13 protein-coding genes are annotated in these 15,996 nt (G+C 59.5%); 11 read left to right on the top strand and 2 right to left on the bottom strand.

Annotated features, from left to right (window positions below; all coding sequences use genetic code 11):
- Window positions 1-42: 42 nt before the first annotated feature.
- From tssB to BGIM_RS0139350, 10 genes are all read left to right on the top strand, one after another.
- Window positions 43-567 carry a type VI secretion system contractile sheath small subunit gene (gene tssB, locus BGIM_RS0139395; RefSeq protein ID WP_020475106.1) on the top strand — a complete coding sequence of 175 codons (525 nt, stop codon included), beginning with the start codon at window positions 43-45 and terminating at the stop codon, window positions 565-567.
- The gene (gene tssC / locus BGIM_RS0139390) at window positions 568-2,058 is read left to right on the top strand and encodes a type VI secretion system contractile sheath large subunit (RefSeq protein WP_020475105.1); all 1,491 of its coding nucleotides are present in this window, start codon (window positions 568-570) and stop codon (window positions 2,056-2,058) included. It begins immediately after the preceding gene.
- Between the two features lie 138 nt (window positions 2,059-2,196).
- Window positions 2,197-2,679, top strand: a complete 483-nt coding sequence (locus BGIM_RS0139385; RefSeq protein WP_020475104.1) for an Hcp family type VI secretion system effector — start codon at window positions 2,197-2,199, stop codon at window positions 2,677-2,679.
- A 126-nt stretch (window positions 2,680-2,805) separates the two neighbouring features.
- Window positions 2,806-3,588: a type VI secretion system accessory protein TagJ gene (locus tag BGIM_RS0139380; protein ID WP_020475103.1), complete on the top strand. Its 783-nt coding sequence runs from the start codon at window positions 2,806-2,808 to the stop codon at window positions 3,586-3,588.
- A gap of 10 nt (window positions 3,589-3,598) precedes the next feature.
- The gene (gene tssE / locus BGIM_RS0139375; protein ID WP_020475102.1) at window positions 3,599-4,087 is read left to right on the top strand and encodes a type VI secretion system baseplate subunit TssE; all 489 of its coding nucleotides are present in this window, start codon (window positions 3,599-3,601) and stop codon (window positions 4,085-4,087) included.
- Window positions 4,080-5,951: a type VI secretion system baseplate subunit TssF gene (tssF, locus tag BGIM_RS0139370; RefSeq protein ID WP_020475101.1), complete on the top strand. Its 1,872-nt coding sequence runs from the start codon at window positions 4,080-4,082 to the stop codon at window positions 5,949-5,951. The genes tssE and tssF overlap by 8 nt, the downstream gene beginning before the upstream one ends.
- On the top strand, window positions 5,915-7,066 hold the full coding sequence (gene tssG / locus BGIM_RS54865) for a type VI secretion system baseplate subunit TssG (protein ID WP_020475100.1): 1,152 nt from the start codon (window positions 5,915-5,917) through the stop codon (window positions 7,064-7,066). The genes tssF and tssG overlap by 37 nt, the downstream gene beginning before the upstream one ends.
- A 149-nt stretch (window positions 7,067-7,215) precedes the next feature.
- Window positions 7,216-9,882: a type VI secretion system ATPase TssH gene (tssH, locus tag BGIM_RS0139360; protein ID WP_020475099.1), complete on the top strand. Its 2,667-nt coding sequence runs from the start codon at window positions 7,216-7,218 to the stop codon at window positions 9,880-9,882.
- Between the two features lie 83 nt (window positions 9,883-9,965).
- Window positions 9,966-12,821: a hypothetical protein gene (locus BGIM_RS0139355; RefSeq protein WP_020475098.1), complete on the top strand. Its 2,856-nt coding sequence runs from the start codon at window positions 9,966-9,968 to the stop codon at window positions 12,819-12,821.
- A gap of 71 nt (window positions 12,822-12,892) precedes the next feature.
- The gene (locus tag BGIM_RS0139350) at window positions 12,893-13,591 is read left to right on the top strand and encodes a DUF4058 family protein (RefSeq protein ID WP_020475097.1); all 699 of its coding nucleotides are present in this window, start codon (window positions 12,893-12,895) and stop codon (window positions 13,589-13,591) included.
- A gap of 16 nt (window positions 13,592-13,607) precedes the next feature.
- On the opposite strand, the gene BGIM_RS54860 is transcribed toward BGIM_RS0139350, so the two are convergent.
- Window positions 13,608-13,991 carry a winged helix-turn-helix transcriptional regulator gene (locus BGIM_RS54860; protein WP_020475096.1) on the bottom strand — a complete coding sequence of 128 codons (384 nt, stop codon included), beginning with the start codon at window positions 13,989-13,991 and terminating at the stop codon, window positions 13,608-13,610.
- 176 nt (window positions 13,992-14,167) lie between these two features.
- Between BGIM_RS54860 and BGIM_RS0139340 the strand changes: the two genes are divergently transcribed.
- Window positions 14,168-15,598, top strand: a complete 1,431-nt coding sequence (locus tag BGIM_RS0139340; protein ID WP_020475095.1) for an outer membrane protein assembly factor BamB family protein — start codon at window positions 14,168-14,170, stop codon at window positions 15,596-15,598.
- Between the two features lie 57 nt (window positions 15,599-15,655).
- Here the strand turns inward: BGIM_RS0139340 and BGIM_RS66730 are convergent.
- Window positions 15,656-15,996: transposase (locus tag BGIM_RS66730; protein ID WP_202947377.1), on the bottom strand; the 341-nt coding region annotated here is incomplete at its 5' end.

Genomic DNA, 15,996 nt, shown 5'->3' with positions numbered 1-15,996 from the left:
ACGTAAGCCAACAAACGTCCTCCCAAACAAGGGAATCCCGTCATGGGCAGTGAAAGCAGACAACAGTGGTCCCGGCGAAACGTGCCGAACCGCGTCAAAATCGCCTACGAAGTGGAAACCGAGGGGGCCGAGCCGATTCTGGAACTCCCCTTCATCGTCGGCGTCATGGCCGACCTTTCCGGCATGCCCAAGGAAGGGGTGAAGAAGGCTTACAAGGAGCGTCGGTTTGTGGAGATCGACCCGCAGCGGTTCAACACGGTGATGGCCCAGCAGGCCCCGCGGGTCGCCATCAGCGTTCCCAACAAACTCACCGGCTCCGGTGAGGACAAGCTAAACGTCGAACTTAACTTCCGCACGATGGACGACTTCGAGCCGGCCCGCCTCGCCGCCCAAGTGCCCGTGCTGGATGAATTGCTGCAAATGCGAAAGAAACTCAACGAATTGCTGAGCAAGATGGAGGGCAATGACGCCCTCGAAAAGCTGCTCGGCGATGTGCTCGCCAACACGGACAAGCGGGCCGCCCTCGCCACCGAACTGAACGCCGCCACCCCGCCGGAGACCAAGTAAATGAGCACCGAAAAAGCCTCGGCCGCCGCCGGTTCGACCACGACAACGGAATTCAACGCGACAGGCTGGCTGGATCAGGCCACCGCGAAAATGCGGGTGGACGATGATCCGGTTGCCAAAAAGCGCGGGCTGGATGCGATCCAGCAGTTCATCAACAACGCGATGCAACCCGGCCAGGTGTTGCAAAAGGATGTTGAGGCCAACATCAAGACATGGATCGCGGCCATCGACCAGAAATTGACCGCCCAAGTCAACGAGATTTTGCATCACCCGACTTATCAAAAGCTGGAAGGCACTTGGCGGGGTCTTCATCACCTTGTCCACAAGTCCAACACCAGCACGATGCTGAAGATCCGTGTGTTGAACACGACGAAGGATGAGATTCGCAACGATCTCACCAAAGCGCAGGGGTTTGACCTTTCAGAGTTGTACAAGAAGGTCCACGACAGCGAGTACGGCACACTCGGTGGGCATCCTTACGGGATGCTCGTCGGGGATTACGACTTCGATCTGCGACGCGGCCCCGAGGTGAAGCTCTTGCAGGATCTCTCCGGGGTGGCCGCCGTTTCCCATGCCCCGTTTGTGAGCGCCGTCAATCCGAAGGGGTTCAACATCGACAGTTTCGCGGAACTGCCGAACCCTTCCCGGATTGCCAAGATCTTCGAGAGCGAAGAATACGCCCCTTGGAAGTCCTTCCGGGCATCCGAGGATTCACGTTACGTTGCCCTGACGCTGCCGCGTGTTCTGGCCCGGTTGCCGTATGGGGAACGCTTCCAGCCAATCGCCGAGTTTAACTTTGAAGAAAACGTGGATGGATCCGACCACCACAAGTTCCAGTGGATGAACGCCGCGTGGGCGTATGCCACGAATGTGACCAACAGCTTTGAGAAAAACGGCTGGATGGCTCAAACTCGCGGGGTGGGTGGCGGCGGCAAGGTCGAAGGGTTGCCGGTCGCCACGTTCCGCACGGACGAGGGTGATCTCGCCATGAAGTGCCCGACGGAAGTGAGCATCAATGACAGTCGCGAGGCCGAACTGTCCGACCTTGGCTTCCTGCCGCTCATTCACTGCAAGGGGACGGATTACGCCGCCTTCCTCGGCGCCCAGTCCTGCCAGAAACCGGTGAAGTACGATGATCCTCGGGCGACCTCGAACGCCGCCCTGTCGGCGAAGTTCAACCTGATGTTGTGCATGTCCCGCTTCGCCCACTTCCTGAAAGTGATGGTGCGGGAACGAGTCGGCCGTTACATGGAACGCGGCGACGTGGAGGCTTGGCTAAACCGTTGGATCAACCGTTATGTGCTGGAATCCCCGGAAAGCGCCGGTGAATCGGCCAAGGCCGAACGGCCGCTGGCGTGGGCCAAGATCGAGGTGGTGGATGTCCCCGGCCAGCCGGGCTACTACCAGGCGAAGGCCCACCTGCGTCCGCACTTCCAACTGGAGGGGGTGGATGTCTCCCTGCGGATGGTCGCCCAGCAACGCGGGGCGTGAGGTTCTGAAAAAAAGATGATTCGTTGTCCGGGTTTTGGACCCGGATCGCATGGAAAGGTAAGGAGGTTGCGAGGCCCGACGTGAGATGCCCTCCCAACCCGAAAACCAACAACCTCTCACGATCACGGGGAACGAATCATGGCATCGGACTTTCTTCTCGAAATCGACGGGATCAAGGGCGAATCGAAGGACGACAAGCACAAGGACACGATCGAAATCGCCTCCTTTTCGTGGGGGGCCAGCAACAGTGGTTCGCAAGGGTCGGGCGGCGGCGGCGGCACCGGCAAGGTGAGTTTCAACGATCTTTCGCTCACCGGCCAGGTAAGCAAGGCCAGTCCGCTGTTGTTTCTCGCTTGTGCGAACGGTCAGCACATTAAAAAGGCGACCTTGTATGTGCGGAAGTCCGGCGGAGACGCCCAGGACTTTTACAAGATCAGCATGGAAGACTTGTTGGTGTCGAGCATTCAACACTCTGATTCCACCGGAGGCGGGATTCCGCAAGAAAGCTTCTCGCTCAACTTCGCCAAGGTGAAGCTCGAATACTTCGAGCAGAAGCCGGACGGCAGCCTCGGCGGGGCCACCACCTTCGGGTGGGATGTGAAGGCCAACAAGAAAGTCTGATCAACGCACCGCAAACCCGATCCGGTCTCCTGGCTTCCCTCTCCGGGAAGAAGGGGGCCGGGTCGGGTTTGTTTTTGTTCACGACATTGAAGCACCGGCGGGGCATGTCTTAACGGAGACCATTCGATGGACGCCAGCGAACTGTTCCGGGCCGGGCAACTCCGGGCGGCCATCGACGCCCAGATTCAGCGGGTCAAGTCTTCCCCGGCCGACAACGGGGCCAGACTCTTTCTCTTTGATTTGCTCTTGTTCACCGGGGACTACGACCGGGCCGCGAAGCATCTCCAAGTCCTCCACTACGATCAACCCCAAGCCATCGCGGCCGTCGAATGCTATCGGCTGGCCCTCGACGCCGAGAAAATGCGGAATGAGGTTTTCGCCGGGAAAGACAAGCCGTTGTTTCTCGGCGTCGCCCCCGATCATGCCGTCGGTCGTCTCCAAGCCTTGCAACTGTACGCCGAGAACAAACCGGCCGAAGGGGACGACACGCTGGCGAAAGCCACCGACATGACTCCCCAAGTGAATGGCTCCCTCAACGGGGAGACAGTCGTCGGACTGCGGGACGGCGACGACTTGCTTGGACCAATTCTCGAAGTGTTGGTTCAGGACAAATATTGCTGGGTTCTCCTCGAAGATGTCGTCCGGTTGGAGACCACATCGCCGAAGACGCCGCGTGATATTCTCTGGCGGCCGACCCGGCTCACGTTGCGGGATCACAACGAGACGCAAGTTCTCCTTTGCGGCCTTTACCACGGCTCATTCAAGAACGCGGATGAATCCGTGATGCTTGGGCGTGTGGGCGATCTCGTCGGCGAGGAAGGAAGCCCCCTGAGGGGTATCGGCGGGCGGTTGTTCCTCGCGGGGGAGCAATGGAGCCTCTTCGCGGACTGGGAAGAATGGACTGCGTGAGGAAAAGCCGATGGCTTCCATTGATTTTCAAGACGGGATGGTTCCGTCGCTTCTCGACCGGCTTACCGACCCCGAGTCGGCGGGGACGGCCATCATGTCTGGCTATTCGCACGACAAGATGTACCGATCTGTTCTGCGAGATCTCGCCGATTTGTTGAACACACACCGTTCCGTGCCGAGAGTCGGCGATGAATTTCCAGAAGTGAAAACCTCCATCGTTTGTTTCGGCCTGCCGGACATCGCATCGTTTGAACTGACGTCAACGGCCACGCGGCAAGCGGTGGGCGACGCGATTTTCGAGGTCATCACGGTCTATGAACCGCGATTGCGCGACGTGCTGGTGCATGTGCTCAATCCGGGCGAGGATCTCACCACGCAATCGCTCCGGTTTCGCGTGGAGGCCCGGTTGAGCGTGGACCCGTCGCCGGAGTACGCGTTCGATACCATATTGGAAATCGCTTCGGGCCAATATGTCGTGAGTCCCACATCGAATGAGTGACAAACTCTACTCGTTTTACCAGGACGAACTCTTCTTCATTAGGAAGATGGCCCAGGACTTTGCCAAGCAATACCCGGCGGCCGCCGCCCGGCTGCAACTGGAACCCAACCGCAGCACCGACCCGCACGTTGAACGATTGATCGAGGCATTTGCCCTGCTGACGGCCCGCGTGCAGCACAAGATTCACGATGATTACCCGGAGATCACCGAGGCGTTCCTGAACGTCCTCTATCCGCATTACATTGCCCCGATTCCATCCTTCGCCACGCTGCAATTTCACTTCGACCCGTTGCGGGCCATCCCGACCGGCGTTGTCATCGAGAAGGGGAGGCAACTCCTCACGCCCCGCGTCGGCGATACGCCGTGCAAATACCGCACCTGCCACGATGTCACGCTCTGGCCGGTCACGATCACCGAGGCCAAACTCCAGCCACCGCCGTTTCCGCCGGGATTGCGGCCGCCGGACAAGGCCGTTGCCGCATTGCGGCTCAAGTTTCAAATCGACGGTGAACTGACGTTGCCCCAATTGCAAATGGACCGCCTGCGCATCCATTTGACCGGGGATGATGCCTTCACCGCCCCGCTCTACGAACTGATCCACCGGCATGCCCTCCAAGTGGTGTTCCGTTCCGGGGAGAACAAACAGACCCCGCCGGTGGTACGGCCAGCCGCCGAAGTCATTCATCCGGTGGGCTTGGGGCCGGACGAGGGATTGCTGCCGTATCCGAAGCGGTCGTTCCCCGGCTATCGGCTCCTCACCGAGTTCTTCGCCTATCCGGCCAAATTCCTGTACTTCGATTTGGATGGATTCAACGAGGCCAAACGCACCGGGGCCAAGAAGCAACTGGAAGTGTTTCTGTTTTTGGATCGCACACTGCCGCGACTGGAACAAGCCATCGAGGCCGGGGCGTTTCGTCTCGGCTGCGTGCCGGTCGTCAACCTCTTCGAGCAAATCGCCGAGCCGATCAATTGGACCCAGCAACGGAATGAATACAAGGTAATCCCGGTGGTCGGCCGCCCGCTGGGGTACGAGGTATACTCGGTGGATAGTGTGGCCGCCGTGAACCCGGACGGGACCGACCGGGAGTTCCGGCCCTTCTACGATTTCCGCCACGGCACCGGCCGAGAAAAGGGAAAAGCCTTTTGGTACTCCACCCGACGGCCGAGCGTCGGCATCCATAACCCGGACGATCCGACCGGCAAGACGCCGTTGGAAGACCGGGGCAGCGATGTGTTCCTGCGGTTGGTTGACCCGGAGTTTGACGTGGCGAAGCCCGCGAATGACGTGCTGGTGATTCGCACCACCTGCACCAACCGGGACACGCCGAACCGCCTGCCACGACAGGGGGAGGAAGTGGTCTTTGAGCCGGCGTTTTCGTCCCCTGGTTTGACGGTGCGCTGTCCCCGCAACCCGACCCGGCCGATGCGACCGGCGATGCGTCGCGGCCTGCAATGGCGGCTGATTTCGCATTTGAGCTTGAACCATCTTTCGCTGACCGATGGCGAAGAGGGCCGCCTTGCTCTGTTGGAATTGCTGCGACTCTACGACCCGACCGATCTTGATGGCGAACCACGACTGGCGGCGATGGCCAGGCAGGCCACCGAGGGAATCACCCAATTGCGAAGCCGGCCGACGGTGGCGCTGGCAAATGGCGGGTTCTGCCGGGGGTTGGAGGTGACGGTGGAATTCGATGAAACGAAATACGCCGAGACGAGCGCCTATCTGCTGGCGAGCGTGCTGGAACGGTTCTTCGGACTGGCGGTGAATGTAAATTCCTTCACCCAACTGGTGGCGAGAACAAAACAACGAACCGCGGAGTGGAAACGATGGCCGCCACGGGCGGGGGACAGGCCGCTGCTGTGAAAAGTCTGCTGGATCGGTTTGCGGAATCCCCGTTCGAGTTTGATTTCTTCCAGGCCGTTCGTCTGTTGCAACGGGGCTATCCGCGGCGACAGGGGATCGGCTTGCGGGCGTTGCCGTCCGAGGAGGTCGTGCGGTTTCGCGCCCATCAATCGCTCGGATTCCCGCCAAGTTCAATGACGGCGTTCATACCGGCGACGCAGGAAAAACCCGTCGCGGAACTGACCGTGACTTTCATGGGCCTGACCGGGCCGAACGGCGCCCTGCCCCTGCATTACACGCAGTTGATCCTCGACCTGTACCGCGATGTGCGAGGGCCGGAACGCCGGGCGTTGCGGGACTGGTTCGACCTGTTCAACCACCGCATCGTCTCGCTGTTCTACCGGGCGTGGGAAAAGTACCGCTTCGCCATGCCCTTCGAGCGGGGCGAGGCCGGTTCCGCGAAGAACCCGGACACCTTCACCCGAGGTTCGCTGAGTCTGGTGGGCCTCGGCACGCCAACGATGCGGCAACGCCTCCGGGTGGCCGTGCCCGATGTGGATGACGAGGGATTGCCGGCCGAACGAAAGCTTGGCGGGCTTGATGATCTGGCGTTGCTGCATTACGCCGGTTACTTCGCCCGGCGGGTGCGACCGGCGCATGGGCTGGCCGCTTTGATGAGCGATTACTTTCGCGTGCCGGTGACGGTGAAACAGTTTCAAGGGCAATGGCTGCCGCTGGAAACGGCCGTGCAAACCTCGCTCGGCTCGATGGGCACGCTCGGGGTGGATGCCGTCGCCGGGAGCCGCGTGTGGGATGTGCAAGGCCGGGTTCGTCTGCGGGTCGGCCCGTTGCGATACGACCAGTTCGAGGACTATTTGCCGGATCGCCGGCCGGTGCCGGAACGAAAGACACTGTTCGTGTTCAGCCATCTGGCCCGGCATTACCTCGGGCCGGAAATGGACTTCGACATTGAATTGGTATTGAAAGCCCAAGAGGTGCCGATGTGCCAGCTCTCGGACGCCGACGACGGCCTCCGACTCGGCTGGAACTGCTGGCTGATGTCCGCCCCCGGCGAACGCGATGCGGATGATGCCGTGTTCGAGGGGGAACCGTTGGTGTTTGTTTCGGGAACGTGATGGTGAACATTCAACGCTTTGTGGTGCGATCATTGCCCGGTAACCTAACCCCCCGTCCCCCTTCCTTCTTAGGGAAGAGGGACGGGGGGTTAGGTTGTCTTTGAAATCGCAGATAAACTGACTCTCTGACTATCCAAGGACCCTCCCCTATGCCGTCCATTTCTGCCAAATCGCTGATTTCCAAGCTGAACACCACCTGTCGGAAGGCTCTGGAGGCATCGGCCGGGTTGTGCGTTTCTCGCACCCATTATCATGTGGAACTGGAACATTGGATTCTCAAACTGGTCGAAACAGCCGACACCGATTTGGCTCTCCTCTTCCGGCAATACGGGTTGGACACCAACCGGGTGAAACGGGAACTGAACTCGGCCATCGACCAATTCAAGACGGGCAACGGCCGAGGGGGGCCAGACCTCTCCTTCGAGATTCTCGACGCCATCCGCGAAGGCTGGATACTCGGCTCTTTGGAGTTTGGAGCCACCAAAGTGCGGAGCGTCTTCCTTCTCGTCGCCGTGCTGGCCGAGCGCACGCTGGGGCAGCGATTGCGAACCGCCTCCCCGGAATTGGGCCGGTTGAATGCCGAGAAGGTTCAAGGCGAACTCGCCAACCTGTTGCCGCACTTGTCCAAGGATGAAGCCGAGGAACCGGCTGCCGCGACCGGCGGCGGGGGAGGCAGCGACGGCGGTCCCGCCCCTGTCAGCAACTCCAAGACACCGGCTCTCGATCAGTTCACGATGAACATGACAGAACGGGCGAGGAAGAACGAAATCGACCCGGTGATTGGCCGGGACCGCGAGATTCGCCAAGTCATTGATATCCTCACGCGGCGACGGCAAAACAATCCGATCCTCACCGGCGAAGCGGGGGTCGGCAAGACGGCTGTGGTTGAGGGATTGGCCCTGCGGATCGTCGCCGGGGATGTGCCCGAACCGCTCAAGCCCGTCGAACTTCGCACACTGGATCTCGGTTTGTTACAAGCCGGGGCGGGAGTGAAGGGGGAGTTTGAAAACCGGCTCAAGAGCGTGATTCAGGAAGTGAAGCAATCGCCGAAGCCAGTGATCTTGTTCATCGACGAAGCCCACACGATGATCGGCGCCGGCGGGCAGGCGGGGCAGAACGATGCCGCCAACCTGTTGAAACCCGCCTTGGCTCGCGGCGAATTGCGGACCATCGCGGCGACCACCTACGACGAGTACAAGAAGTATTTTGAAAGCGACCCGGCGCTCAAGCGCCGCTTCCAAGAAGTCCGGGTGGACGAACCGGACGAAACGCGGGCCGTGCGCATGCTGCGGGGCGTTGCCGGGGTGATGGAGAAACATCACGGTGTGCGGATTCTCGACGAAGCCTTGCTGGAAACCGTCCGGCTCGGCATCCGCTATCTCCCGGAACGACAATTGCCGGACAAGGCCGTCAGCCTGTTGGACACGGCCTGTGCCCGTGTGAAACTGAGCCAAGCCGCCACTCCGCCGTTGCTTGAAGACACGCTTAAAGAGATTGAACATCTTGACCGGGAAATCGCCAGCGCCAAGCGGGAACAGGCCATTGGCAACCACCGGGACGAACATCTTGCCGATCTGGACACCCGCAAGAAAGAAGCGGAGACGAAGCGGGATGGCCTCCTCAAACGATTAGAACGTGAGCGTGAATTGGTGACCAAGGTGCGGGAATGCCAGACCGCCCTTGAAACCGCCCACGGCCCGGACGCCGCCGCGGCCAAGGTTGATGTGCCAAAGGTTCAGGCCGAACTGAAGACCGCCCGCGACGAACTGGAAACACTCCAAGGGGAGGAACCGCTGGTGTTCCCGGTCGTCGATGCCGCCGTGGTGAGCGCCATCATCTCCGGGTGGACCGGCATCCCCATCGGCAACATGGTTCGGAATGAAATCGACACCGTCATCAGCCTGCCAAACATCATCGGCAAACGAGTGTTGGGCCAAGATCACGCCTTGGAAGCCATTGCCCAGCGCATCCGCAGTTCGCGCGCAGATCTCGCCGACCCGAGCAGGCCCATCGGCGTGTTCCTTCTCGTCGGCCCGTCCGGCGTCGGCAAGACGGAAACCGCCCTCGCCCTCGCGGACCTGCTCTATGGCGGGGATCGGAACATGGTGACCATCAACATGTCCGAGTTCAAAGAAGAATACAAGGTCTCGCAACTCATCGGCTCGCCCCGTGGCTACGAAGGTTCTTCCGAGGGAGGCGTTCTCACCGAGGCCGTGCGGCGGCGGCCGTATTCCGTGGTGCTGCTCGACGAAGTGGAAAAGTCCCACCCGTCCGTGCAGGAAATCTTTTATCAGGTCTTCGACAAGGGTGTGTTGAACGACTCGCGCGGGATCGAAGTGAACTTCAAAAACACCATCATCCTGCTGACCTCCAACGTCGGGACAGACACCATCGTGAAAGCCTGCGCCGACCCGGAGACCGCCCCGGACGCCGCTGGTATGGAGCAATTGTTGCGGCCCGACTTGTTGAAATCGTTCAAGCCAGCGCTGTTGGGGCGGATGAAAGTGGTTCCTTATTTCCCTTTAAGTGAAACGATGCTAAAGGGGATCATCGAATTGCAACTGGGCAAGATCGGCAAACGGCTGAAGCAAAACCACGGGGCCGAGTTTTCCTATTCCCCCGAAGTGGTCACGCTGGTCGCCTCCCGGTGCAAGGAAGTGGAGAGCGGGGCGCGCAACGTGGACCACATTCTGACGGGAAGCATGTTGCCCGCCATCGCCACCGAAGTGCTGACTCGGATGGCTGAATCCCGCCCAGTTCGCCGAGTCCATGTCGGGATTGATGGAAGTTCTCAATTTGCCTACTCAATCGAGTAAAGGGGAAATGCGGGTTGGGACGATAAATGCGGGGATGCTCAACATAATGATTGAGCAGTCAAAATGGGCAAGGAGTGTCCCCCATGGCTCGCGGTCGTTGGTTCATTGTCGCCGGTCTTTTGGCCCTTGGTCATCAATCCGCCGCCCAAGCCTTTTTCTGGCCGCGATGTGCCCCGGCGCCGCGACAGTATCCTCCGACGGTTCTCCCGCAACAAGTTCTGCCGCCCACCCAATTGCCGGACATGGCGAATCCACGGACGCCAGTTGACCCCAACAATCCGAACCCGCCCGTCCAACCGCCGAACGCCGCCATTCCTCCGGGGACGGGGGGAGACACCCTGGCGGGGAACGAGTTCTTGGGCGGGCAGGCCGCCGGCACGTTCACGCCCAATATGTTCGGGGACTTCTTTGGCGGGGCGGGCACCACGCGGACCTTGATAAGCCCCAACGCCATGAAGTTCACGGGCAATGGCTCGTTGACGCTGACCCCCTCTCACGGGGATTCGCCATACGACTCCGCAAGCGGCGTCACCAATTTTGATCCCCGCGGGGCCGGGGCGGTGATTCAACTCATTCTCAACGGCTATGGTTCGCGGTCCGTTAATCCCGCCGCCATCGGGACGAGCAACATCGTCCATCAAGTGGTGGCTTACGGCCTTGGTGATCCCATTCCGGGGCAGACCAACTTTGCGGTTAACCAAACCACCACCAACGTATTTTCGGAAGTGGTGGATCGTCTGTCACGCACCCCCCAGGGACGCGCCATTCTGCTGGCCGGGCTTAATCAATTGACCGGGAAAATCCTCACCTCGGTGGATTCCCTGACCCTCGGGCCGACCGGCACGCTGAACGTCCACAACACCACCACGTCGGACCTGATTTACTACTATCAAGTGATGGCGAGCGGCTTGGGCACCGTGCCGTATGACCTTGGGATTCACGTGGCCAACCCGGCCAATGGCGGCAATGTCGGCCGAACCAAGATTTCCGAGGATAACAGCCCGTTCCCGAGAGACCGGGTCTTCTTCAATTACGATTACTACTCGGCCACCCAACTGTCGGCGAACGGAGCAAACGTCAACCGTTTCTCGGCCGGGGCTGAAATGACGTTCCTCGACCGTCAGGGGTCGGTGGAAGTCCGTGTTCCGTTTGCCTCCACGCTGGCGAGCAGCACGACGATTGGTGAAATGACGAGTCGGGATGTCCAGTTGGGGAACGTCGCCATCGCCGCCAAATGGATGTGGACCCGCGACCCGGTGCTTAATTTCGCCAGCGGGTTGTCGGCCGCTTTGCCGACGGCGAACAACACCACCCTCCGTCTTTCGGACGGATCGGAACTGTTGAGCATTCAGAACCAGACGGTGTTGCTAAGCCCCTATGCGGCCATGAGCTATACGCCGAACGACCGGTTGTTCTCCCAATCGTGGCTGTCGGTGGGATTCGACGCATTCGGGAACCAAGTGCGGTTTCGCAATGTCGGCGATAATTCCGTTCAAACGGCGAAAATCTATGCCATCCCGATCCTCTCGGTTGACACGCAACTTGGATACTGGGTGGCCCGGAACAACGATGCCAGCGCGATTCTGCAAGGGTTGGCGCCATTTGTGGAACTGCATTACAACAGCGGCATGAATGTTGGCCGCCGCAACGCCCGGTTTAACGGCGTCAACATCATTGATGACGGCCAAGGCTTTAACGATGTCAACATGACGGTGGGCTTCACCGCCCAACTGCGGAACAACCTTTATGTTTCCAACGGTCTCGTTGTCCCCTTGGGTGAAAAGGAGAGCCGGTTCTTCGACTGGCAATACGGCCTGCGGATGAACTGGCTCTACGGCCCGACGGCCCGCGCGTCCGAGGCGGCGATGGATGCGATCCGGGCAAGGTCCGTCGGCGAAGGCCTGACGCCGGGGGCGATGCCGGCGTTTGTTCCGCCGAACACGTTCTCCCAAGCGGAAACGACGAAGAGCGATGTGGTGGCGGTCCAGCACACCGAAGCGGCTTCGCCATCGCCGATTCAACAAACCTTGGTCGATGCTCAAGCGATTCCATGCGCCACTTGCTCGCCGCCTCCGGAAACGCCGCCGTTCTTTGGTGATTTCATCGGTGTCAGCGGTCAACGCACCGTGTTGACGCCCGGCGGGCCGCAATCGGTCCGTGTTCCCATCATTCCGCAATTCGCCGGATTGAAGGTAACGGACAACGACGGGCCCCGGCCCATGGATCGGTTTTACTTCACTTACAACAATTTCACCGGGGCCTTCCAGAACCAGAATCCGGGCGGTTATCACGGCCTTGATGTGAACCAAGAAACCGTCGGTTTTGAAAAGACTGTCTTTGGTGGGTATGGCTCGATTGGAATGCGGTTGCCGTTCGTGCAATCCGGCGGGCCGGGATTGGAAGATTCTGCCATCGGCGACCTGACCATCGTGTCGAAACTGGCGTGGGCGCAAGACGCGGCCACGGGCAGCCTGATTACCTCCGGGGTGAACCTAACCCTTCCGACGGGACATTCCGGCAGCGTGGCCTTGCTGAACAACGGCGGCGTGGCCCCGCGTTCACTGTGGCTGCAACCTTGGACCGGCTTCTTGTTCAATCAGGATCGGTTTTACACGCAGGGAGTGGTTTCGATCGCCGCCCCCAGTCAGGCTGAATATCCGGTGGAAGTGTTCACCAGCGTCGGGGCCGGCTATTGGCTGGTGCGGAGTGACACCGAGGGAATCCGAGGCCTGATCCCGACAGTGGAATTGCATGTGAACACCCCCCTGACCAATCGGGGAGCCGGTCGTTTGGTGAACACTCAAGACGAAGCCAACCTGACCACCGGTCTGAATGTCCTCCTCCCGAAGATGACCCTCGGCGGCGCCATCGGCGTGCCAGTGCTTGGCCAGAGCAGTTATCGTCTGGAGGCTCTGGCCACGCTGAATTTCCGGTTCTGATCGGCGGAATGCACGGACCCGTTTTCATTGGAGAACGGGTACAATGCCCTTTTCCGCACGGAGAAGTTGCCATGCCGTTGCACGACTGGTCGGATCGGCCCGGTTGGGAAGGTCTTCATATCTATTGGATGACCGAGATCGCACGGGATTTGAAGCATCGCCTGCCGCCGGGATTCCGGGCCGTGATCGGGTCCAGCCCGCTTGTGGCGATTGGTTTGGCGCCGGTGAAACCTGATGTTTCGGTCACCAATGGCATTCATTCATTAGTGACCGAAACAACAACACAGGTGACCGAGCCAGACATCGAGATTGCCGTCTCCACTCTGGAAGAAGACACGACAGTGTTGGTTGAACGCGAGGGGCGTCTCATCGCCGCCGTGGAACTCATCTCGCCGCGCAACAAAGACCGTCCGGCGGCCCGCGAGCAATATGCCGCTCGCTACGGGAATTATTTGCGAGGCGGGGTTCATTTGCTTTTGGTCGATGTGCATCGACGACCCGTTCAATTTTCATTTGCCGGGCAGATTGCCGCCTCCCTTGGCGAGTCAATTTCCTCCCCGTCAGCTCCCTGTGCCGTTAGTTATCGCGTCGGCGGACCGGCCGCCTTGGGCGGGCGAATGCTGGCCGTCTGGCAGAGGGCTTTGACTGTTGGCGACGCTCTCCCGGCCATGCTGCTTCCTCTTGGTCCGGAATTAATGGTGTCGGTTGACTTGGAAGGCACATACAACCGGGCGGCCGGTGACAGCTACTTGGAAGACCCCAACGCCTGATATGTGTCGAGATGTTTTACTCTGGCGAGCCATTCGACGGCGTTTTTTCGTCTGACGAGGCTTCTTGGCAAAGGTGTTGATCGCCGATTTGCTTGATATGCTTGGTTCCCCACTCACACAGGGGACCGAGCAGTTCTTTGAGGCTCATTCCCATTGGAGTGAGTGAGTATTCCACTTTGGGCGGGATTTCGGGATAAGCTTTTCTCACGATCAATCCATCGGTTTCCATGTCCTTCAATTGCTGGATCAGCACCTTTTCCGTGATGCCGACCACCAGTCGTTTCAGTTCTCCGAACCGTTTCGGCTCCGGATGCAACATCCAGAGGATGACCACCTTCCATTTTCCGCCAATCACATCGAACGCGGCTTCGAGACCGCATGAGTAGGTTGTTCGCTTCACGACCGGCCTTTTGACTTACTTACCAAATGGTATGTGCCACACTTTATGGTATGTACTTGATAAATTGATACCATGCTGTTATCAATGCTTCGTCGGTCGGCAGGTCGAAACGACCCTGATCGGCGAAACTTGTGGAAGCATATCACGATGCCTTTGCAACACATCGAGGGAAAGTGATGAAAAAGTTGATCGCGTCGCTGGCGCTGGGTGTTTTCTCAGCGGTTGGATTGGGCGCCGAGCCGCCCCTGGCTTGGCCGCAGTTTCGCGGGCCGGGCGGGATGGGAGTCGCGGACGCTCAAAAACCTCCTGTCGAGTTCGGGCCAACCAAGAACGTGAAATGGAAAGTGCCGGCCCCGAGTGGATTCTCTTCGCCGATTGTCGTCGGGGACATGCTGGTTTTGACGGCGTTTGAGAACATGAAACTCTACGTGGTCGCTTATGATCGAGCGAACGGAACGGAACGATGGCGGGCCGAGGCTCCCGCGAAAAAGATCGAGCCGTACCATCAGACCGAGGGAAGCCCGGCCGCTTCGACATCCGTGACGGACGGGAAGCGGATCGTGTCCTACTTCGGTTCTTGCGGGGTGTTTTGCCACGACTTGGCCGGGAAGGAACTTTGGAAGTACGAACTACCGACAGCGGCCACGATGGCTGATTTCGGCACCGGTGTTTCTCCCATCCTCGCGGATGACATGGTCGTCCTCGTTCGGGACGAGAAGACCAATCCCAAAATCATTGCGCTCGACCTGACCACGGGGCAACTCAAGTGGGAGAAGAAGAGACAATCAACATCCTCGTTCTGCTCCCCGGTCGTGTGTGACACGCCGAACGGCAAACAGGTGGTGGCGGCCGGATACGGGAAGATGATTGGCTACGATCTGGCGACCGGCGAGGAAAAATGGTCCGTGACCGGGATGCCGGCGGCCACCTGCGCGACGCCCGTTGCCGAGAACGGCACCTTGTTCTTCGCGGGTTGGTCGCCCGGCGAGGACATGAAATTGCCGGAGTTCGATGTGTTGCTCAAGGCGGCGGATGAGGAAAAACAGGGTTTCATCACGAAAGAAGGTTTGGACAAAACGTTTATGAAGGGTTTCTTCGACAACCAAGACACCGACCACGATGGCAAGCTGACGCGGAAGGAATGGGACGACGCCATCAAGTTCATGTCCGAATCGAAGAACAGCGCCTTCGCCCTGAAACTCGGCGGAACCGGGGATGTGACGAAAACTCATGTGCTTTGGAAGCAGACAAAGGGATTGCCCTACGTGCCTTCGGGAATTTTGTACCGTGGCCAATATGTGTTGGTGAAAGACGGCGGACTGGTCACCGCGTATGACGCCAAGACGGGCAAGGCGCTTTATGTTCAAGAGCGGGCGGCGGCCAAAGGCCGGTACTATGCCTCCCCGGTGGCGGCCAATGGGTACATTTATTTCACCGCTTTGGATGACGGGACAATCACCGTATTAAAAGCCGGGACTGAAGAACCCGTCGAAGTGGCGAAAAATCCGAAGCTCAATGAGCGAGTGGCGGCCACGCCCGTGATTGCGGACGACACCCTGTACGTCCGAACGGCGGGGCATTTGTATGCGTTTGCCGAGAAGAAGTGAGTCGATTGGGGCCTGTAATTTCTTTTGTGTCAGGGTTGTAGGGAACGGTAGTTGCAGTCACTGGCCGGTGGCCTTGGGCATCCGGCCTTCAAACATCACGGCGAAGTGGTTCAAGGCTGCCTTCCAGCCAACGATGGGCATCGTCCACTTCTTCGATGCCTCATGGATCGCCAGGTAAACCAGTTTCAGCGCCGACTCCGCGTTCGGGTACTGCTTCCGGTTCCGCGTGAACTTCCGGATCACGCTGTTCACCGACTCAATCGCATTCGTCGTGTAAATCGCCTTGCGGATCGCGGGAGGGAACTCGAACATGGCGATGATGTCGTTCCAGTGCAGCCGCCATTGCCTTCCGATGGTCGGATATTTGCCGCCCCACGTTTGCTCGAACTCATCCAGTG

It is taken from the genome of Zavarzinella formosa DSM 19928 (assembly GCF_000255705.1).
Taxonomy (GTDB): domain Bacteria; phylum Planctomycetota; class Planctomycetia; order Gemmatales; family Gemmataceae; genus Zavarzinella; species Zavarzinella formosa.
Note: the sequence above shows the minus strand (reverse complement) of the source record. Positions and strands in the feature narration are given on the sequence as shown.